Origin of the sequence: Klebsiella sp. CN_Kp066, assembly GCF_040065135.1 — a bacterium.
Taxonomy (GTDB): Bacteria; Pseudomonadota; Gammaproteobacteria; order Enterobacterales; family Enterobacteriaceae; genus Klebsiella; species Klebsiella oxytoca.
Genome location: NZ_JBEAIU010000040.1, coordinates 22,492 through 42,595 on the forward strand (window position 1 = coordinate 22,492; position 20,104 = coordinate 42,595).

20 protein-coding genes and 3 pseudogenes are annotated in these 20,104 nt (G+C 53.6%); 8 read left to right on the forward strand and 15 right to left on the reverse strand.

The features are described 5' to 3' along the window. Positions 1–171 precede the first annotated feature (171 nt). Complete coding sequence (locus tag ABLV75_RS15750) at positions 172–1,296, reverse strand: hypothetical protein (protein WP_311095454.1); 1,125 nt, start codon at positions 1,294–1,296, stop codon at positions 172–174. 220 nt (positions 1,297–1,516) lie between these two features. Between ABLV75_RS15750 and ABLV75_RS15755 the strand changes: the two are divergent. Then, positions 1,517–1,684 (forward strand): annotated as a pseudogene (locus ABLV75_RS15755) (NADP-dependent isocitrate dehydrogenase); the annotation flags it as partial. A 96-nt stretch (positions 1,685–1,780) separates the two neighbouring features. Here ABLV75_RS15755 and ABLV75_RS15760 read toward each other — a convergent pair. The 3 genes from ABLV75_RS15760 to ABLV75_RS15770 form a co-directional block, all read right to left on the reverse strand. After that, positions 1,781–2,011: a hypothetical protein gene (locus tag ABLV75_RS15760; protein WP_224227017.1), complete on the reverse strand. Its 231-nt coding sequence runs from the start codon at positions 2,009–2,011 to the stop codon at positions 1,781–1,783. 304 nt (positions 2,012–2,315) lie between these two features. After that, positions 2,316–4,100, reverse strand: coding sequence for a diguanylate cyclase (locus ABLV75_RS15765; protein ID WP_016808466.1), 1,785 nt, complete (start codon positions 4,098–4,100; stop codon positions 2,316–2,318). A gap of 80 nt (positions 4,101–4,180) precedes the next feature. Further along, positions 4,181–5,368, reverse strand: coding sequence for an HD domain-containing phosphohydrolase (locus tag ABLV75_RS15770; RefSeq protein WP_004101203.1), 1,188 nt, complete (start codon positions 5,366–5,368; stop codon positions 4,181–4,183). Between the two features lie 278 nt (positions 5,369–5,646). Here ABLV75_RS15770 and fraE point away from each other — a divergent pair, with 278 nt between their 5' ends. Further along, a complete protein-coding gene (gene fraE, locus ABLV75_RS15775) occupies positions 5,647–6,690 on the forward strand; it encodes a fructose-asparagine asparaginase (RefSeq protein ID WP_004101212.1) in 1,044 nt (347 codons plus the stop codon). Positions 6,691–6,726: 36 nt separating this feature from the next. On the opposite strand, the pseudogene ABLV75_RS15780 reads toward fraE, so the two are convergent. From ABLV75_RS15780 to fecI, 5 genes and pseudogenes are all read right to left on the reverse strand, one after another. Next, positions 6,727–7,041: pseudogene (locus ABLV75_RS15780) on the reverse strand (ferric citrate ABC transporter ATP-binding protein FecE); the annotation flags it as partial. Between the two features lie 89 nt (positions 7,042–7,130). Next, positions 7,131–7,471 (reverse strand): annotated as a pseudogene (fecB, locus tag ABLV75_RS15785) (Fe(3+)-dicitrate ABC transporter substrate-binding protein FecB); the annotation flags it as partial. Between the two features lie 60 nt (positions 7,472–7,531). Then, the gene (gene fecA, locus ABLV75_RS15790) at positions 7,532–9,862 is read right to left on the reverse strand and encodes a TonB-dependent Fe(3+) dicitrate receptor FecA (RefSeq protein ID WP_004101216.1); all 2,331 of its coding nucleotides are present in this window, start codon (positions 9,860–9,862) and stop codon (positions 7,532–7,534) included. A 97-nt stretch (positions 9,863–9,959) separates the two neighbouring features. Then, positions 9,960–10,907 (reverse strand): ferric citrate uptake sigma factor regulator FecR, encoded by a 948-nt coding sequence (gene fecR, locus ABLV75_RS15795; protein WP_004101218.1) that lies wholly within the window; start codon positions 10,905–10,907, stop codon positions 9,960–9,962. Beyond that, positions 10,904–11,425 (reverse strand): ferric citrate uptake sigma factor FecI, encoded by a 522-nt coding sequence (gene fecI, locus ABLV75_RS15800; protein WP_004101219.1) that lies wholly within the window; start codon positions 11,423–11,425, stop codon positions 10,904–10,906. The genes fecR and fecI overlap by 4 nt, the downstream gene beginning before the upstream one ends. A 257-nt stretch (positions 11,426–11,682) precedes the next feature. On the opposite strand from fecI, the gene ABLV75_RS15805 reads away from it, so the two are divergent. The 4 genes from ABLV75_RS15805 to ABLV75_RS15820 all read left to right on the forward strand — a co-directional run bounded on the left by ABLV75_RS15805 (position 11,683) and on the right by ABLV75_RS15820 (position 15,044). Continuing rightward, positions 11,683–12,453 (forward strand): class I SAM-dependent methyltransferase, encoded by a 771-nt coding sequence (locus ABLV75_RS15805; RefSeq protein ID WP_004101220.1) that lies wholly within the window; start codon positions 11,683–11,685, stop codon positions 12,451–12,453. A 556-nt stretch (positions 12,454–13,009) separates the two neighbouring features. After that, the gene (lpxP, locus tag ABLV75_RS15810) at positions 13,010–13,924 is read left to right on the forward strand and encodes a kdo(2)-lipid IV(A) palmitoleoyltransferase (RefSeq protein ID WP_004101221.1); all 915 of its coding nucleotides are present in this window, start codon (positions 13,010–13,012) and stop codon (positions 13,922–13,924) included. An 89-nt stretch (positions 13,925–14,013) separates the two neighbouring features. Beyond that, positions 14,014–14,652: a leucine efflux protein LeuE gene (leuE, locus tag ABLV75_RS15815; protein WP_004101229.1), complete on the forward strand. Its 639-nt coding sequence runs from the start codon at positions 14,014–14,016 to the stop codon at positions 14,650–14,652. Between the two features lie 128 nt (positions 14,653–14,780). Continuing rightward, entirely contained in the window at positions 14,781–15,044 is a 264-nt protein-coding gene (locus tag ABLV75_RS15820) for a DUF2534 family protein (protein WP_004101230.1), read from the forward strand. A gap of 48 nt (positions 15,045–15,092) precedes the next feature. Here ABLV75_RS15820 and ABLV75_RS15825 read toward each other — a convergent pair whose 3' ends face one another. The 3 genes from ABLV75_RS15825 to ABLV75_RS15835 all read right to left on the reverse strand — a co-directional run bounded on the left by ABLV75_RS15825 (position 15,093) and on the right by ABLV75_RS15835 (position 16,605). Next, positions 15,093–15,218 carry a hypothetical protein gene (locus tag ABLV75_RS15825; RefSeq protein ID WP_085955747.1) on the reverse strand — a complete coding sequence of 42 codons (126 nt, stop codon included), beginning with the start codon at positions 15,216–15,218 and terminating at the stop codon, positions 15,093–15,095. A 214-nt stretch (positions 15,219–15,432) separates the two neighbouring features. After that, on the reverse strand, positions 15,433–15,534 hold the full coding sequence (locus ABLV75_RS15830; RefSeq protein WP_004101234.1) for a YoaK family small membrane protein: 102 nt from the start codon (positions 15,532–15,534) through the stop codon (positions 15,433–15,435). Between the two features lie 57 nt (positions 15,535–15,591). Then, positions 15,592–16,605 carry a sensor domain-containing diguanylate cyclase gene (locus ABLV75_RS15835; RefSeq protein WP_004101236.1) on the reverse strand — a complete coding sequence of 338 codons (1,014 nt, stop codon included), beginning with the start codon at positions 16,603–16,605 and terminating at the stop codon, positions 15,592–15,594. A 296-nt stretch (positions 16,606–16,901) separates the two neighbouring features. On the opposite strand from ABLV75_RS15835, the gene ABLV75_RS15840 reads away from it, so the two are divergent. Continuing rightward, complete coding sequence (locus ABLV75_RS15840; protein WP_004101237.1) at positions 16,902–17,141, forward strand: DUF333 domain-containing protein; 240 nt, start codon at positions 16,902–16,904, stop codon at positions 17,139–17,141. A 3-nt stretch (positions 17,142–17,144) separates the two neighbouring features. Here the strand turns inward: ABLV75_RS15840 and ABLV75_RS15845 are convergent, their stop codons facing one another. Together ABLV75_RS15845 and ABLV75_RS15850 are read right to left on the reverse strand one after the other, a co-directional pair. Next, entirely contained in the window at positions 17,145–17,492 is a 348-nt protein-coding gene (locus tag ABLV75_RS15845) for a DUF488 domain-containing protein (RefSeq protein ID WP_004101238.1), read from the reverse strand. Further along, entirely contained in the window at positions 17,479–17,988 is a 510-nt protein-coding gene (locus tag ABLV75_RS15850) for a DUF523 domain-containing protein (RefSeq protein ID WP_004101240.1), read from the reverse strand. The genes ABLV75_RS15845 and ABLV75_RS15850 overlap by 14 nt, the downstream gene beginning before the upstream one ends. 162 nt (positions 17,989–18,150) lie before the next feature. Here ABLV75_RS15850 and ABLV75_RS15855 point away from each other — a divergent pair, with 162 nt between their 5' ends. Further along, on the forward strand, positions 18,151–18,843 hold the full coding sequence (locus tag ABLV75_RS15855) for a CTP synthase (protein ID WP_004101242.1): 693 nt from the start codon (positions 18,151–18,153) through the stop codon (positions 18,841–18,843). A gap of 37 nt (positions 18,844–18,880) precedes the next feature. Here the strand turns inward: ABLV75_RS15855 and ABLV75_RS15860 are convergent, their stop codons facing one another. Next, positions 18,881–20,065 carry a CynX/NimT family MFS transporter gene (locus tag ABLV75_RS15860; protein ID WP_004101244.1) on the reverse strand — a complete coding sequence of 395 codons (1,185 nt, stop codon included), beginning with the start codon at positions 20,063–20,065 and terminating at the stop codon, positions 18,881–18,883. Between the last annotated feature and the right edge of the window lie 39 nt (positions 20,066–20,104).

Consider the following 20,104-nt stretch of genomic DNA (forward strand, 5'->3'; position numbering starts at 1 on the left):
CCCGGATAGGTAGTTATTGATCTGGGGTCTTCCCTATTTCACCCCATTAACTCCCCGTACGACAAACAGGCACAAAAACCAGCTATAAGAGGCTGGTTTATCATGGGTTTTTGGTCGGCACGAGAGGATTTGAACCTCCGCCCCCCGACCCCCGACCCCCATAATGGGGATTTAGCTAGGTAATAAAGATAGCCACCATTTGTTTAAGATAGAATGAACCATATAATTGAATGTATTCAAGTTTATGGGGACATCATCAGCTAACCATGTTCCACCTAAGGTTGAGCAAGGGCTTGCACGTTCTGCGTATCCATCCCAGGCTTCAGGATGAGAGCACATGGGTTCAGGGAATGGCTGTCCTCCATGTAACGCCTTCGAGCGGTAATCATAAATTTTTTTAAAAATAACCGACAATGATTCGATGTCCCAATCAATTTTGCCTGTTTTTGGTCGTATTTCCGGTTCATCTGGCAGGAAATGTGTGCAAAAATCTATAAATTTCTTTGTAGCACCAAATGAGGTGGAAAATTCTTTAGCAATAATAGGAATTAAATGCCTAAGTTCATTGGTATCCAATTGTTCATATAAATCAGGTTTAGCTTGCTTAAATCGTTCCTCCCTTGATGATTTTGATTTTGCCCATTGATCAGCAGCGCATTCTAGAGCAGATACAAGTAGCAGCCAGCCCATGTTTGGCGATGACTCGCAAATCCATAAAGCATTCTGATAACTCCTAGCTGATTTTATTAGATAGTTAAAGTTTTTCTCAATGATTAAATGTGATTTATTAAGATTCTTAAGAATGCCAATATCTATTTGTTTTGAAGCGCTTGGAACGATTGGAATGCTATTTTTAAATGATAAGGATGGTGGCAGAGAATGATCAGCTTGAGGGTACCCAAATTCACCAGTGGAGTAATCAATATGACGAGTAAAGGAGCTGGCATGAAATCTAACACCGAGTAATAAACTTGAAAGAGCTGCTATTTCATCGTTATACCATCCGCCATGAAAGTCTTTTGTGTAACTCTTGGTGCCTGCAAAAATCATTTCATTAATATCGCTGTGCCATCTGACACGAACAGTGATCGACGGCTCAACCGATGGATGTCTTGACTGTCGTGGAAGCATATTCAGGAAACAGTATACTGAATTGTCATTTACATCATTCGTAAATCGACTGTCAGAATATAAATAAAACTCTGTAATAGATCTCAGTTCTCTACCTTCGCTTTCGAGTTTTAAATTTTTATAAGACAATAAACTTGCATACATACGATCATTCTTTATTTTCATGGTATTAAGATCTTTGGGTTATTGTATGGCAGTAGAGACTGTAAATTATTATATTTTTTTCTGCAATGATTGGAATCAATTTCTCTCACCTACCTTCCCCAAAACGAGGCGTATAACTATGATAATCAATTAGTTACTGCGTGTGAGTGATGGAGGGTGGTGGATAATTAAAATCACAAATAACGTATAATTATCATGCGGTTACTTTTTCATTGGTAATGTAATGCTGCGCCACATGCAGTGGTTCGAAGCCGCAGACTTAATCGTTAAAGGCACCGAAGGCGCAATCGCCGCCAAGACCGTGACCTATGACTTTGAACGTCTGATGGAAGGCGCTAAGCTGCTGAAATGTTCAGAGTTTGGCGACGCAATTATCGCCAACATGTAATCCAGATTTTGGGTTAAACAAAACGGGAGCCGATGGGTTCCCGTTTTTTTTACTCTGCGGACTACGTCCGGGTTGGATCGCGTCGCCTACGCAGGGTTAAAAGGAAGGGTATAGCGGTCTTTCATCCAATTTTAAACAGCGGTAAAGCTTCTCTTCGCCGCTGTAGAGATAGCTAAATGCATCTGTTGACACCGAGTGGAAGAGAATATCCCCGTTGGCAAAGGGGATCAGTTCCATATCGCCTGAGCGCTTGTGCCCTGCGCCGGTCTCAAAATTATTCTGCCATTTTTCCTGGGTATGATCGTAAACATGCAAAATAACTTCCACGAGGCCTCTCTGCGGGCAATTGAGCCTTAAAAAGGTTGAAGAGTAATTAAGCGCAAAAGTCTGCAAGGGGATAAAAAGTAGGTAGAACAGCGTAAACCTTAAAAACATGAAAACGACATAGCCTTGTTCAAATCAGGCGATGAATTTTACTCAATGACGGAGTTATGACTTTGCCCTGGATCAAGCGGCTTACTTTTCAAGAGGATAGAAAATCCGGCGCGCCAAAGTTTGCTACGCTGTCCTGATGATTGCACTGGGCAAAAGGAGCGCACGGCTCCTTTTACATAACGGTGCGAATATCGACTCAATCCGCCTTCAACATCCCAAAGCTCACAATTCTTGACCGGCCCAACTCTTTTGCCCGGTAGAGCGCAGCGTCTGCCGCGCGCAGCAGGCTGTCGCTATGCGTATGCTGCGGGTAGCTGGCGATGCCGATGGAGACGTTGATCTGACCAATCTCAGCAAGGCCATAGCGTAAAGTCAGACGCTGAACGCTGTGATAGATCTCGGTCGCGCAGGCCATTGCCGCCTCTTCATGGGTTCCGCCCAGCAGCACCAGGAACTCTTCGCCTCCGTAGCGGAAGGCCATCCCGATATCACGCACCGCACGCTGTATAATTGCGGCGACGTTTTTAATGACCAGATCGCCCGCTTCGTGGCCGTAATTATCGTTAATTGCCTTGAAGTGATCGATATCGATCATCAGGCAGCTCAGCGGCGTACCGTTGCGAACCGCCAGATTCATTTGAGTATGCAGAGCATCATCCAGATGGTGACGGTTGCGCAGGCCGGTTAATGAATCGAACAGCGCCTTTTCCAGCAGCGCGTTGCGTAAACGTTGATTCGCCAGCGCCAGACCCAGCGCTTCGGCCATCAGTTCAAGATAGGCGCGGGAAGGCGCGGTTGCGGCGGTGACGTTGCTGAAGGAGAGCAGGCCAATCGCTTCTCCTTGCGCAATCAGCGGCACGCATAGCGACTGATTGGCCTGTGGTTCCGTCAGGTGGTAACAGGCGATATCCGGCTCGCCGTTAACCGGAGGATGACTCAGTCCGCGCCGAACGGCCCAGCAATTATCGGGATGAAAGACATCCGTTTCCTGCGGCGGAGAAAGCCACTGCGCAACGCAGCGCATCTGCCAGGGATCGGTGTCGAGGATATAGAGTCGGCCGGGGATCTGCGGGGCGATGCTGGGGGCAAAGCGCTCGGCCACCTTGATCACATCCTCGAATGATTCGCAGCCCTGCAGACGCTGGGTCATCCGCGCCAGCAGCTCGCGGACGGCCCAGTCGGCATCGCGCTCTTGTTCCAGCCGCTGCCGCGCCAGCCCGTTCTCGCGAAAGATACGAATCGCCTGGGCCATATCGCCAATTTCATCTATCTGGGTGAACTGCGGCGTCTCGACCGCATAATCCTGCGATGCCAGCCGCTGTACCACATCGCTCAGACGGACGACGGGATAGAGCACCCGCCGCTTAAGGATAAATCCCAGCACAAACAGAAACATCAGGGCGGTGAGGCCAACCATGACTTCAGAGAGCGTACGCCAGATACGTGATTTCTCCGTGGCCTGAGCGATGATTTTATTCACCCGGCCTTCGAGCAGCAGGCGAAAGTGGTCAAGCTGAGTTTGTACCCGCTCAAGCTCCTGTTCGTAGGCCGCGCCGTAAAGCAGGCTTACCGCCGCTTTTTCTTCCCCCCGGGCAACCTGCGCCAGCGCCGCCTGCTGCTCATCCTGGAGTTCATCGGCAATCTGTAAACCCTCCCGCAGCAGCGCCAGTTCTTCAGCGGTTGCGCCATTATCTTTGAGTTTAACCAGCCGGTGTTCAATGGCGGCAATGGTCTGCGCCTGCTGCCGGTATTCGCGTAGCACATCCTGATTTTTTTGGATGATATAGAGCCGCGCCAGATCGGAAAGCTCCCAGGCGCCGCTTTCGACTTCTTCACTCAACTGGTCGAACACCTGACGTTGTTCGACGGCGCGGCGTTCAGCATTATCCGCACTTGAGGCCATCAGCATTGCCATGCCTGAGGCGAGGGTCAGGGCGACGGTGATCCCGTAGGCCCAATTGGTCATGGTGGCGATTCTCACCGGATATATCCTTGCGTGCAGATGAATTAATTATATTTTTTGTCGCTGCGCTCCGGCTTCACCAGCAGAGAGCCGGCAAATTAAGAGGGCAGCGTGTGAGTAATAATAGCGTGCAGCGCTTCGGCATGCTGATGTAAAACGCGGTAAACGTCTTTATCCAGCGCGCCGTTTGTCACATCACACTCAATCAGCCGTAACGCTTGCTGACGGCTCATTCCGGGGCGATAAGGGCGGTCTTCGGTAAGAGCGGTGAAAATATCCGCGATGGCGATGATGCGATCTGCCAGCTGCAGGTAATCGCCACTCAGATGCAGAGGATAACCGCTGCCATCCAGTTTTTCATGATGGTTGGCCGCCCAGTTCACGATATCGCCGAGTTCGCTAAATGCGCTAAGAATTTCGCCGGTCATATAGCTGTGTTCCCGAACCTGCAGCAGCTCTTCGTCATTGAGCTCGCCCTGTTTCTCGAGGATGGCCAGCGGTATGTAGACTTTACCGATATCGTGCAAATAGCCGGCAATTTCAATCTTCCGGCACTCCAGCTCCGGCTGATTCATCCAGGCGGCAAGGGCGCGCGAAATTTGTCCAACCTTCAGACTATGGCTGGCGGTAAAGCTACTGTAGGTATCGACAATGTTGGCGATTAACAGACAGATATCTTTCAGGCCATCAATACCCATATAGACATCGTTAATTGGGCCGATAATTTCCAGCATTCGCTGAATATGTCCAGGATTAAGATGCAGCCAGAAATGCTCTTTTTGTGCGAGCTGGCACAAGGTTTGACACAGCGACGGGTCGATCGCCTGATAGAGCGTACGAAATTGCGTAATAATAATATCGGTTTGATAAGCCGAACCGCCTTTATCACCGGCCAGCAGGCGCTCAAAAACATCGGCAAAATAGACGATATGCTGTTCGAGGCTGCCCCTGTGGTGTGGGCTAAAATGATGATCGCGAATAATCGGCAGGATTGGGGCCAGGGTGGTTAATCCGGCCAGCATTTCTGCTCCCCGATGCTGATGGGGGTCATTGAGATTATCGATAGCGTTCAGCGAGGAGAAAGCCCTTTTGTCACCCAGAACGCCAATATCGTGCAGCAGCGCGGCGCAAAAGACCGTTTGCTGCTGCGGGCGCGAAAGCCCTGATGCCTGCGCCAGCTCCAGTGCGATCAGCGCCGTTCGCTGCATATGCAGCTGCAGTTCAGGATTAATGATTTGTATGACGCGGGTTGTTAGCATCAATGCTGATTTTAAGGCGATAGGCATCGTTTTTCTCTCTCGGGTTACCCGCGTCGTTATGGCTTATTTGGTTACTCGCGATGCCATCAAGACAGAACAGATTGCATGAGTTGTTTCTGATTTTGCATTTTATGATGCCCGTTTTTAGCGCATCTGTGCACCAATGTCGCGCTCCTGGCGAAATAAAAATCCTTTTTTGTCCGATAGTTAACCACTTTTGCCCGGCAAAATACATTAAATCCTGGCAAGCCCTTTGCATTATCACCGGGCGAATTTGATTAAAATCTATTTGGGGATAGGTAATTATGAATTTTAGAGCATTACTGACCATTGCGTTACTGTCGATAAGTGCTTTCGCGTTCAGCGACACGCGTCTGCCGCATATTGTGATCCTGGCAACCGGAGGAACCATTGCCGGTTCGGCGGCCAGCAACACCCAGACAACCGGGTATAAAGCCGGTGCGATTGGCGTACAGACGCTGATTAACGCCGTACCTGAAATGAGTAAAGTCGCCCGCGTTGACGGTGAGCAGGTTGCCAATATCGGTAGCGAAAATATGACCAGCGATATTATTCTCAAGCTGGCCAAACGCGTCAATGAACTGCTGGCCCGCGAGGATGTCGACGGCGTAGTCATTACCCACGGTACCGATACCCTCGACGAGACGCCTTATTTCCTCAACCTGACGGTAAAAAGCAATAAGCCGGTGGTCTTCACGGCGGCAATGCGCCCGGCAACGGCCATCAGCGCCGACGGCCCGATGAATCTGCTGGAAGCGGTGACCGTGGCGGCTGACCCGGAAGCGAAAGGTCGTGGGGTGATGGTGGTCCTTAACGATCGCATCGGGGCAGCGCGTTTTGTCACTAAAACCAACGCCACGACGCTGGATACCTTCCGGGCGCCGGAAGAGGGCTACCTCGGCGTGATCGTCAGCGGTAAGCCGCAGTTCGAAACCCGCGTGGACAAAATTCACACCGTGCGTTCGGTTTTCGACGTCCGTAACCTGAATGCGCTGCCGAAAGTGGTCATTATTTATGGCTACCAGGATGACCCTGAATATATGTATGACGCGGCGATCGCTCACCATGCTGACGGGATTATTTACGCAGGTACCGGCGCGGGGTCGGTCTCCGTACGCAGTGCGGCAGGAATTGAAAAAGCGGAAAAAGCCGGCATCGTGGTGGTTCGCGCCTCGCGTACCGGCAGCGGCGTGGTGCCGGTAGATGGCGGCCAGCCGGGACTGGTGGCCGATTCTCTCAATCCGGCAAAAGCGCGCATTTTGCTGATGACCGCGCTGACGCAAACGAAAAATCCGCAGGTGATTCAGCAATATTTCCACACTTACTGATTAACGTCGGGTAGGGCGCAGTACGCCTTACCCGGGTTATTTCACCACGCACATTGGGCGCTGGGACACCGGCTCCGGGTGAATCTCCGCTTCCAGGTGAAAAATCTCCCGCAGCATCTCCGGCGTCAGTACCGTTTCCGCCAGGCCCTGAGCCTGCACCTGTCCCCCTTCAAGCACCACCAGATGGTCGCAGTAGCGGCTGGCCTGATTCAGATCGTGCAGTACGGTGAACACGGTTTTGCCCATCGTCTGTAGCTCGCGCATCAGCTTCATCAGCTCCACCTGATAATTAATATCCAGCCAGGTTGTTGGTTCATCAAGTAGCACCAGCGGGTTATCCTGTGCCAGCAGCGGCCATCACCAGATAAAAAAAGCGTGCCGGAACGGTTTCATGGCGTGATATCTACCGCCCGGTGATGGACGATTTTAACCATGTCGCTGGCAATACGCTCGGCGGCGTAGATTCCGGCATGGCGACCGCTATCGGCGACGATCGGATCGGGATGCAGCGCGCGGATGGCCTCGAGCGAGGGCTGGGCACGGGTGCCCACCGACTGCCAGGGCTTCAGACGTGCGCGTACGTCCGCCAGAATACGCGACGGATCGTTGTCATCGGCCATGCCTGTTGGGCTAACGTCGACCGCCGCCAGCGCGTCAACAAAGGAGAGTTCAAGCACCACGATGCGCTGCGGCGTTTTATCAAGCGTAAAGCGACCGCGCTCATCCTGTACGGTGGCGGCAAACAGCGGGCTAAAATGCACTGACGAACAAGGCTAAACATGATTTTCCTCCAGCTTGCCGGACAGGGCGCGAATAGCGCTGTCCGGCAACGCTCGATCAATCAGAACTTCATTGATCCTTGCAGGTACAGCGTGCGCGGCTGACCGACGTAAAGCCCTTTGTTGTTATCGTCGTATGAGCGGGTGTAATACGCATGGTCGAAGATGTTTTTCACCCCCAGCGCGAGGTTGAGATTGGCCATTTGTGGGCCAAAGTCATAGGCCACGCGGGCGCCCCACAGCATATAGCCGGGAATACGACCGGTGCTGCCATCGGCGCTTTCGGCAACGGTATTGGCGTTATCGGCAAACTGGCTGGACTGGAAGTCGCCGTTAAGGTTAAACGTCCAGCTGCCGGGGCTGTAATCGACGCCAAGGGTGCCTTTGTGCTTCGGCGAGAAAGGAACCTGGTTACCGTAGGTGTCGCCTTTCTCGCGGATTTCAGCATTAACGTACGCATAGCTGGCGTAGACCGAGAGATTATCAAGCGCGGGTGAGAGTTCGCCGAGGGCGTAACGGGTTTGCGCTTCCAGGCCGCTATGACGCGTTTTACCGCGGGCGGTAACCGTGTCATTGGTCTGGTTGGAATCGTACTGATTGTTGAAGTTAATCAGGAACAGCCCCATTTCGGCGGTCAGCGCGCCGTCGTCGTAGCGGGTGCCGACTTCCCAGGTACGCGCTTTTTCTGGTTCCACATTGCCGCTTTGTACAGCTTTGCCAATCTGGCTGTACTGTACGGTGCCGAATGAGCCTTCTGTGTTGGCATAAAGATTCCAGCTGTCGGTGAGGTGATAAAGAACATTCAGCGCCGGGAGCGGAGCGTTATAGCTGACCCGTTCGCGGGTGCCCAGCAGATTATTGTCCTGATAAGACTCAATGTGCTCAAAGCGCATTCCTGGCGTAATCGTCCAGTTGCCAATATCCACGCGATCGTCGATATACCAGGCGTGGGCTTCGGTACCGGAACGGGTATCGCGATCGTAGGGGCTGGCGGTGCTGGGCAGCTCGCCGCTGGTGGTTGCGGTGTAGTAACGCATCTCGTGGGTCGATTCGTTGACGTAGCGATAGCCGACGCCGACCTCGTGGGCGGATGGGCCGATCATAAAGCTTTGGCTGTAGCGCGGTTCGATGCCGCGGACCCAATATTCGCGCGGGGAGAGGGTAATGCGCTTACCCTGTTCCAGATAGCCGCTGCGCAGGGTATGGGTATAGAACCCCTGAATATTAAATTTATGCTGCGCATCCGGCTGGTACTGGTAGCCGAGGCTGGCGAGCTGGCGGCGCCCCCAAAAACGGTCATAAGGACGCGTGGACTGCCAGCGGTCGGCGTTGTAGTCGGCGCGGGAGAGGCCGCCGGGCATATCGGCTTCTCCGTCATAGTATTGCAGCAGGCTGTTAAAGGTATGGACTTCGTTAGGCGCGTATTTGCTTTTCAGCATCACATCATCAATCCGCGTGGCGCTGTGTTCGCGCCAGTCGCTGCCCCGGGTGCCTGAGTAAAGCAGGGCGGAGCCGAAACCGTTGTCCGCCGTGCCGCCGATCGCGAGGTTATGCGTCTCTTTCGGGTTGTTTTGTGAAGAGGTGGGGCTGAGCTGCCCTTCCATGCCGCCCTGAATGCCCAAATCCTCGGGGATTGCGCGGGTGACGAAGTTCACCACGCCGCCGACGCTCTGCGGCCCGTAGCGCACCGCGCCGCCGCCGCGCACGACATCGATGGCGTCCATATTGCCGACCGAGACCGGCGCCAGCGAAAGCTGCGGCTGGCCGTAGGGGGCAAAGGGAACCGGGATACCGTCCATCAGCACCGTGGAACGGCTGGCAAGCCGCGGGTTGAGGCCACGAATACCGAAGTTCATTGCCAGATCGTGACTGCCGGTACCGGTATTTTCCGGCGCGTTGACGCCGGGGATCCGGTTCAGCACTTCGCGTATCGTGGCGGCTCCGGTTTTGGCGAAATCCTCCCGACGGATAACGTCGCGGGCGCCGGCGTGTTCAAAGACATCATTCTCGCGCGCGTCGCCAAGCCAGTCCCCGACGACGGTGAGGGTGGAGTCTGAACTGTCAGGAGCGGGCTCCAGGGTCCAGGCATTCTTGCCCAGCGGCTTTAGCCGTAATCCGCTGCCGTTCAGCAGCCTGCGTAACCCCTCTTCGGTTTCGAAGCTGCCGTGCAGGCCCGGGCTATGCTTGCCGCGCGTCAGGCTGGCGTCGGCGGAAAGCGTGATACCGCTGCGGGCGGCATATTGGTTCAGGGCGTTGTCTAATCCCCCGGCGGCGATGTCATACTGCACGGCGGCGTATATCGGCGCGGCAGCCAGCCCTGCTAGCGGCAGCAGCGTTAAACGGATTGCTATTACCAGAGGCATCGGTGTGCGTAAAACGCGTAAAGGCGTCATCTCTTCTCCACGAACGTTTATGGTTATATTCATCTAATAAGTCGAACGAGCCGGGAAAAGGGACAATAGATAATGAGAATTTTTTCGATTTTTCTTCTCAGGCTGGAACGAGCGTCACCCAGTAGCGAGTGACAAACCGTAATGAAATCGGCAGCGTTTGCGCAATAACCTTCAGAATGGCGTCAGGATCCTCCAGCGGAAAGGTGCCGCTCAGGCGTAATTCGGCCACCGCGGGATCGCAGCGCAACACCCCGGAGCGATAGCGGGCGAGGGTTTCGACCACCTCGCTTAGCGGGGCGTCGCGGAAGGTCAGCACGCCTCTGATCCAGCTATCCTCGCCGTCGTTGAACTTAACCAGGGCGAAGAAGCGATTGCGGGTAAACCACAGGCTTTCCCCGGCGTTGACGATTTGGACGCTGCCGGATGGTAAAACCACCTCCACGGCATGCTGCTGTACCGCCAGCCGGGTGCCGCCGGCAAACTGACGGACGGTGAATTCGGTACCGAGCGCGGTGAGCGTGCCTTCCCGCGTTTGCACGCGGAAAGGACGCTGCAGGCTGTCGTGAGCGGTCCTGATGGCGATTTCGCCGTAGCGTAAATGAACCATGCGCTGTCGTCTGTCAAAACGGACGTCGGCGGCACTTTCGCTATTCAGCGTTAGGAGCGAACCGTCGGCAAGCTGCTGCTGGCGAGGTATTTCTTTCGCCGTACGATAGTCGGCGCCCAGGCCCTCCGCCAGTTCGGAATCCCAGAGCCGCCAGCTGCCTCCGATGACCAGCAAAAGCATCAGACCCTTCAGTACGTGGCGACGCGCCAGTCGGCTATCGTTAAGGGCACGGCTGGCCAGGCCGCCCGGCAGTTGCCCCATCTGCTGTCGCAGGTTTTCTACCTGCTGCCAGGCCCACTGATTTTCTTTGTTTTGCTCATACCACTGCTGCCAGCGGGCCTCCTGCTGCGGACTCACGCATCCATCGCTGAGCACCGCGTACCAGTGCGAGGCGGAGCGCAGCGCCTGACGACGAGATTCGCTCAGCGTCGGTTTCACAGGCCATTCTCCAGTCGAAACAGTAGACAGTGCTCGGTGGCTTTCGCGATATATTTCTTAACCGAGCTTACGGAAACCGCCAGGCGGCTGGCGATTTCGGCATAGGTCAGCCCTTCAAGCTGCGAGAGCAAAAACGCTTCCCGGACTTTTGCGTTAAGCCCGTCCAACATGGCATCAATCTGCTGTAACAGTTCGAGCTGGCTCTGCCGTAGCTCCGGTGAGGGAGAGAGCTCTGGGGGAAGCTGCGAAAGCATGTCTAACCATGCACGCTCCAGGGCGTTACGGCGGAACAGGTCGATCATCACCCGTTTAGCAATCGTGCAGAGAAAGGATTTTGGATCGCGAATCGTCAGCAGCGACTCGTTGGCCATAATTCGGACAAAGGTATCCTGCGCTACGTCGTCGGCGTCATAAGCGGATTGCAGCTTACAGGTAAGCCATTTTTTCAGCCAACCATGATGATCGCTATAGAGCGAGGCAAGCGTTAGCGGAGAGGCGATGGCGGAAGAAGAGGGCATAGCCAGGTTCAGGAGAGTTGATCAATACGGCACATGCTAATATGAGAATGGTTATCATTTCAATAAGTCGCGCCAGCAATACAGGCCATACAGAACTTTAGTAACGATAAGTAATTGTTAAACATTGAATATATTTTATTCCTCATTGCACCTTTTCTTTAACCTCGTCCTTAATGCAAATAAAATTCATTATCATTATTCCCTCTCTCACTTTAATGTTGTATTTATAATGCATCTTATGAGGTAAGGAGAGTCAGATGAACGCTAGCGAAAAAGCCGGACATACTTTTTTGGCAAGTTTGGGGAAAACCCGCTTACGTCCCGGCGGCATTGAGGCCACTGAGTGGCTATTTAAGCAGGCAGGGTTTAGCGCCGACAATAAAGTCCTGGAGGTGGCCTGTAATATGGGGACAACCTCTATTGAGCTGGCGCAGCGTTTTCACTGTACCGTTTACGCCATCGATATGGATAAAGGCGCGCTGGCGAAAGCCCGGCAAAATATCGTTCGCGAAGGTGTGGATCATCGGGTGATAGTGATGGAGGCGAATGCGGGTCGGCTGCCATTTGCCGACGAGACGTTTGATGTGGTGATAAATGAAGCGATGCTCACCATGTATGCGGATAAAGCCAAAGAAAAACTGGTGGCAGAATATTTTCGCGTTCTCAAGCCCGGTGGCCGTTTGCTGACGCACGATATCATGTATACGCATGATACGCTGGGAGAGGACGCCCGGCGACAGCTGCAGGGGGTCGTGAAATCCAACGTCAGCCCGCTGAGCGCTGCCGCCTGGCGGACCCTTTTCCAACGGAGCGGCTTTGATGCCGTAAGCATTCATCATGGACCGATGTCGCTGATGTCGCCGCGAGGGTTAATGAAAGATGAAGGTTTTATACAGGCGCTAAAAATTGTCTGCAATGGCTTGCTAAAGCGCGAGAATCGTCCGAGATTTTTATCAATGCTGCGCTTTTTTCAACGTCATAAAAAGCATTTAAACTTTATTGCCTGCTGCTCGGTTAAAGCAATTTAGGTAAAAAGTCCGAAATAAGGGTGACGAAATGGGTAATTGTCGATAATTATTAATTATTGTCAGGAAAGTAAAATAAGGTGATTCTTATTTCAACTTTGGCTTCGGGAAGCTTTCTTATATTCTTCTGTTAAATCAAAAAGCGTTAAGAGAGATGAATGGGTAGCGCAAGCGCTGACGTGGTTAAAGGGATAACGGAAAACCAAAATTATCCCGGTACCATTGCTGCGCAGCCCTGTCCTGACGCGGCCTCCGCCGTTGCCTGCAGGGAGCGCAGCGTTCTCCTGCTTTGAGAACAGCTTGCCTTATGATGAATGATTAGCGTGTTAATCATTCTTGTGGTGGATATTTGTAATGATTTATTCATTTTTTGTTTTACATTTTGTTACAGGTGTGCGGGTAATGTGTTTTTTTCTGTTGGCGTAGTTTTTTACTTGCCGCAGTGAATTTAACAGGATTATTATTGTCTGAACTGCTACACGTACCGCCTAATGACAGATGAAGGGACTCGTTTTTTCCTTAAGCGTTACCTCATGTTCTAATGTTTACAGGAAAAAACATGTCTTACGCTTTTAATAAAAGTCTTCTTCATCCTCGTAATTGGGGTACCTGGTTTGGCCTGGGCGTACTCTGGCTGATTGTCCAGCTTCCTTATCCCGTTTTGCATCTTATCGGCACCAGCGCGGGACGCGCCTCCCGGCGCTTCCTTAAACGTCGTGAGCATATCGCCAGACGTAATCTCGAACTCTGCTTCCCCACAATGTCGCCAGCGGCGCGCGAAAAGCTGATCGAGCAAAATTTCATGTCTCTGGGAATGGGGCTGATTGAAACCGGTATGGCATGGTTCTGGAGCGATGAGCGAGTGAAAAAATGGTTTGACGTCGAGGGGATGGTCAACCTCAACAATGCGCTGAGCGAAGGGAAAGGCGTGATGGTTGTCGGCGTCCACTTTATGTCTCTTGAACTGGGTGGCCGCACGATGGGGCTGTGTCGCCCCATGATGGCAACCTACCGTCCGCATAACAGTCCGTTGATGGAGTGGGTGCAGACGCGCGGTCGCCTGCGCTCGAACAAGGCGATGATCGACCGCCGAAATTTATCCGGACTCGTGCATGCATTAAAGTCGGGCGAAGCGGTGTGGTTCGCGCCGGATCAGGACTACGGCCCGAAGGGGAGCGTATTTGCCCCGTTCTTCTCGGTCCAGCAAGCGGCGACGACCAACGGCACCTACGTGCTTTCTCGTTTGTCAGGCGCAAAAATGCTGACGATCAGCATGGTGCGTAAAGCGGACCGCAAAGGTTATAGCCTGCATATCAGCGATGTGATGCGCGACTATCCTGGAGAAGATAAACAGGATGCGGCGAGCTATATCAACAAGATTATCGAGAAAGAGATCCTGCGCGCCCCTGAACAATATCTGTGGGTTCATCGCCGTTTTAAAACCCGTCCGCTGGGCGAAACTTCGCTCTATTAAGCCCTCCGCACTCTCGGCGCTTTCAAAATGGTCCCGGTTGCGTTAACGTGCGCGGGATCATATTTTTGTTGTAAGCGAAGGAGTGCGTTGTGTTCGCTGAGTTTGGTGTACTGAATTACCTGACCTATCTGGTTGGGGCTATCTTTATCATTCTGGTGCCCGGTCCCAATACCTTTTTTGTCCTCAAGACGGGCGTCGCTCACGGCGTGAAAAAAGGCTATCTCGCGGCAGCGGGCGTGTTTATCGGTGATGCCATTCTGATGTTTCTGGCGTTTGCCGGGGTCGCGACCCTCATCAAGACCACGCCGGTATTATTCAATATCGTCCGCTACCTGGGGGCGATTTATCTACTGTGGATGGGCGGGAAGATGCTCTACGCGGTGTTGACGCAGCGCGATGGGCATTCGTCTTCTGATTCCGAGCCGGGGAGCGCGATTCTTAAGCGTTCGCTGACCCTCAGCCTGACGAATCCGAAAGCGATTCTTTTTTATGTCTCATTCTTCGTGCAGTTTATTGACGTCAATGCCAGAACGCCCGGGCTGGCGTTCTTTATTCTGGCGCTGACCCTGGAGATAATTAGCTTTATTTACATGAGCTTCCTTATCGTCTCCGGCTCTTTCGTCACGCGCTACGTAAAAACGAAAAAGAAACTGGCGAAAATCGGTAATAGCCTGATTGGCCTCGTGTTTGTCGGTTTTGCCGCTCGTCTGGCAACGCTACAGTCGTAATCGTTGGGGCCGGTATATGCCACCGGCCCGCCGCTGACTCTCTGTGCTTTGTAACAAATTCCCTTCAATTTTGATTGCATTGGTGTTACATATACAGCCGATTATCGCTCAGAAAAAAGGGAACCCGGATGATTCTGCAGAAACTCACCAGCAATAAAAACAGCAAGAAGTTCTTTATGTCGATAGCGGCGATATTTGCCATCGCGCTTATCGTGGTAGGGCGTGCAACCTTTGGCGGCGTGGTGAGCGAGTACAATATGCCGTACTCAGAGTGGACGACTTCAATGTTTTTCCTGCAAGGGGCGATGGTGACGGTTTATAGCATCGTGTTTACGCTGCTGTTCTCCATTCCGCTGGGATTCCTTTTTTTGGGCTCCGACCGCCGGGACTAATCGTATGCGACAAGGCGAACCGAAGTTCGCCTTGTGATGTTTTGCGCTTTATCGCCAGCCTCTGTCGTCGTGATGATGATGACGGTGCCCGTGGTGATAGCCTCTGTCGACGATACATCCCGATAATAGCGTGCAAAGCGCGAGCACTAACGGCAACACGATCGATTTTTTCATTTCTCACTTCTCCAGTTAAATCTGTCCGCGAACGGCGACAAGCGCAAACGGCTGATGAAGTGAGTCTATTCTTTTAAGTTATTGAGTAGATAAGAAAATTCCGCAATGTTTGCCAGTCTGAAGGGCGAATATTCCTGGTTTTACCACCAGCCCAGCTGCGTACCCGCCACGGCCACAATTGCGACAATAAGCATAATAATGGTGCTTTTCTTCATTACGCCCCGCCCGGTGCCGCATAGCCGCCGACAAAAAACCAGCCCAGAAAAACAACGGCGACGATAAAAATAGCCACCGGAAATAGAATACCCAGTCTCATTATTGAGCCCCTGTAGGTGCGAATCGTGCTTAATATGATACGGGATTTCACCGTATATTAGTCAATATGAAAAAATGTTCCCTGGCGACGTGACTTTTTATCCTGATACATCGCGTCGTCGGCGCTTCGTAGCGCTTGCTCAACGTCCATTGCCTGTGGGTCGGCTTCAATCACGCCAAAGCTGGCGCCGGGATAGTTAATTCGGTGCGCGCCAAGGAAATAGATCCCCGTTAGCTCTTTACGTAAAGCGGCAATATACTCCTGTTGTTCCTCCGCTTCGGAACATAGGCCAACCAGCAAAAATTCATCGCCGCCCAGGCGGCCAACAATATCGCCGCGGCGGGCGCGGGCCAACAGGCGTTCTCCAACCTGAATCAGAAAGCTGTCACCGCAGGGGTGACCGAATCGGTCGTTGATTGCCTTGAAATCATCGAGATCGATAAAAATGAGCAGTACGCTGCGCTGGCGTTCTCTGGCCTGCGCAAACTGTGCGGCAAGATGCTTGAACAACGAGCGGCGATTCGGCAAACCGGTGAGCTCATCGGTGTACGAGTGCATCTCCAGCGCGACGTTTGCTGCCCGAAGCTGCTGCACCAGGGTCTCTTTCTCAACATAGTGCGAAATGAGGTTGGCAAACAGATTCATCACCTGCTCACCCTCAATGTTATAGGGCTGTCTTTCCCGGCTGGTGGCGCAGAGCGTGCCGAATAATGAGCCATCGGTCAGGCGCACGGGGATGCTGAAAAAGGTTGCGATACCCAAATCCTGGGCGGCGATACACGAACGCCAGCGCTCGGCGACATCGTTGCTGAATATGCAGCGGTCGTCCAGCGCACGTTTACACAGGGAGTCATTCCAGGGAACGGAGAAACCTTCAGGGATCTGCATTTCGCTGCTATTGTGCGCGTACATAATCTGCTGGCGCTGCGCCTCGAAGTCGATACGAGTCAGGTAGGTAGATTCCATTCGGGTAACAAGCTCCAGCATCTCAAGCAGCTGTCGCACCAATGTTTCCAGGGTGTGTTCATTGGCGAGCGTTTGCGAAACGCGAGCGAGGAGAAAATCGGACATGAGGAATACGGCTCCCGAACGCTAATCGTAACTACCGGCAAGCTATGCGAAACGACAATTAGCGCAGAATTAACAGAGATACACAAAATTTAACACATCTGTCGGGAGAATACCTGCATCGAGGGTGGGAAAAAAGCCCCGTCGGGGGCGACGGGGAAAAACTCATTGATTATGGAATGATCTGTTCTCTGGTCAGTTCGAGAACAGGGCTACTCTACGATGCAAAAGTGCAGCTAAAATGGAGAAAAGGTGGAGATTCAGGGCGAAAGTCCGTTTTGATCAATTAAGGAGTAGAAATGAAGTGGATGATAGCTATGTTGCCTCTGGCGATGGCCGGATGTGCGCAGACTCAGCCGACGCAGCCTGCACATCCGGTGGGGATGGCTAACCCGGCTTCGGTTTACTGTCAGCAGCTCGGCGGCACGCAGGTTCCCATCCAAAGCCCGCAGGGCGTACGCACTGAATGTAAGCTGCCCAGCGGGGAAACGTTAGATGAATGGGCGCTCTGGCGGCGCGATCACCCGAATAAGCCGTAGCGTTTATTGTAGCGATTTTAGCCAGTCAGCCAGCACCTGCGCATGGTTTTGCCGGGTGTTTTTCGCCGCATAGAGTAACGTCAGCGGCTGTTGACTGGCCAGGGCCGCCAGGCGTTTGCCTTCCTCCCGTTGAGCCTCAAGCTCCTGGCGATAGAGTTGGCTAAAGTGGGCGAAATCGATGGTCTCGCTGTGAAAAGCCTTGCGTAAATCTGCTGATGGCGTCAGCGTTTTACACCACTCATCGTAGTTCAGCGTTTCTTTTTTTATCCCGCGCGGCCACAGACGGTCTACCAGTATCCGGTAGCCGTCGCTCGTTTCCTGCGGGTCATAAACGCGTTTACACTGAATCATCATTGCCCTCCCTTTGTTCCATCCACGCCAGCAGCTGCGGGAGCTGCTGCTCAGAAAATACCTTAATGCCGTGCTCACGAAGCAGGGCGGCGGCAACACCAGCACCGGGTTTGCGCTGGCCTTTAAAGGTACCATCATAGATAAACTGGCTGCCGCAGGTGGGGCTACCATCGGTAAGCAGAGCCGCAGCGCACCCTTCTTCTTGCGCCGCTTTTAGCGCCAGCCAGGCGGCCAACTGGTATTGCGCAGTGACATCCTTGCCGTCGCTTTCAACAATTTGCCCGCGATTTTGCATCACCTCTGCGCCCTGGACGTTGAGGATCTCAGCCGGTAGTCGCGGTACAGGCAATCCGGCCGCCAGCTCCGGGCAGTGGGTGACCAACCGTCCCTCACGCTGCCAGCGAGTCAATGCGTCAGTCAAGCGGGCCTTGTGGCTGCCGTTATAGCGAACCTGAAAGCCCATCAGGCAGGCGCTAACCAGAATTTTGCTCTTCATCGTGTATCCATAGCCATTCTTCTGTCCTATACCATACCGCCAGTCGGCGCAAAATGCCCGTCTTCAGGCGCAGAGAAAATAAGGATTGTTTTCTGCATGTGAGATCGCTAATCTGAGGCTCCTTGTGTTGCCTGATAATCGCTCTGACATAAGGATCCTGCTATGAACTCCCCCCTGCGTATTGCCCTGGTTGGTGATTACAACCCCGATGTTGTCGCCCACAAAGCGATTCCCCTGGCAATAGATGATGCTGCAGCCGTCCTCGAGCTTTCGTTGCGCTATGACTGGCTGGCAACCAGTGAGATAAACTCTACTGAGGATCTTGCTGACTACGATGCTATTTGGGTGGTACCCGCCAGCCCCTATAAAAACGCCGCAGGCGCATTTATCGCCATTCGCCACGCCCGTGAAAACAGCATACCGTTCCTCGGTACCTGCGGTGGGTTTCAGCACGCCATTATTGAGTATGCGCGCAACGTTATGGGCTGGCAGGATGCCGCGCATGCGGAAACCGATACCGAAGGCCGGATGGTCATCGCGCCGCTAAGCTGCTCGCTGGTTGAAAAGACGGATAATATTGAGCTGCGCGCCAATACGCTTATCGCGCGCGCTTACGGTCGCGATAGCATTCAGGAGGGATACCACTGTAATTATGGGATTGCCGACGATTTCGCTCGGGAACTGGAGCAGGGCGATCTGCGGGTGACCGGCTGGGACGATGACGGTGAGATTCGTGCGGTCGAGCTGATTACGCATCCATTCTTTGTCGCCACGCTGTTCCAGCACGAGCGCAATGCGCTGGAGGGGCGGCCCGCGCCGCTGGTTCACGCGTTTTTACACGCCGCGAGCCGTTAAATAAACGCCCGGCAGCGTTTGCCGGGCGAGAGTGCCTCTAGCCGTGAATTTCCCGATCGCGGCCAGCCAGCGCGCCGAAGACCGCCATCACGACAGAAATTAGCGCCACGGCGATCAGCGGAATATGCCAGTCGCCCGAGGCGTCATGAATTTTACCCATCACCGGCGGCCCGCAGGCGGCCAGCAGATAGCCCACCGCCTGCGCCATTCCCGACAGCGCAGCGGCCTGATGGGCTGAGCTGGCGCGCAGTCCGATAAAGGTCAGCCCCAGAATCATGGTCGCGCCGGAGCCAAAGCCGAAGATAAGCGTCCACATTACCGCCTGGCCCGGGAGAAACCATAATCCGAGCGCGCTGACCGCGCACATCATGGCAACCAGCACCGCAATACCGCGCTGATCTTTTAACCGATGAAGGATTAAGGGAATCGCCAGTCCCGGCGCGGCGGTCGCCAGCTGCAGCAACCCGTGCAGGGAACCCGCCTGCGCTTCGCTGTAGCCAATACTTTGCAAAATGGCCGGCAGCCAGCCGATGATAACGTAATAGACCAGCGAGTTAATGCCAAGAAACAGCGTCACCTGCCAGGCTAACGCAGAACGCCAGATACCGCGGTTATGGATGGCTCCCGAACCGGTCAGCGGCGCGGTAGCCTGTCTGCGCGACTGCGGCAGCCAGACAAACAGCGCCAGCAGTGGAAAAACCATCAGCGTCAATAGCGCGCCGCGCCAGCCAAGTCCGGCAAGCGCCAGCGGTACCACCATGGCCGAGCCCAATGCCGCCGCGCCACCCATGGTGAGAGAGTAAGCGCCGGTCATTTTGGCGACGTGCTGCGAAAAGTCGCGTTTGATTAACCCCGGCAGCAGTACGTTCCCCAGCGCGATACCGCAGCCGATCACCGCGGTGCCGATAAACAGTAGCGAGACGAAGGGCAGGGAGCGCAGACCAATTCCGAGGCAAATCAGGATCATCGCCAGCAGCAGGCTGCGTTCAATGCCGAAGCGGCGAGCGACTCCCGCAGCCAGCGGTGACACCAGGCCGAAGGCCAGCAGCGGCAGCGTCGTTAACAGCCCGGTTTGTGCGGTAGTGAGGCCATATTCGCTGCGAATGGCGTCGAGCAGCGGCGCGGCGCCGGTAAATGCCACGCGTAAGGTCGTGGCGATAAGCAGAATACCGGCAATCAACAAAAGAGGACGGCGGCCGGCAGAAGGTAAAACAGAATTCATGGCGATCTCAAACAAGAATACGAGGCGTTCACAATAGCC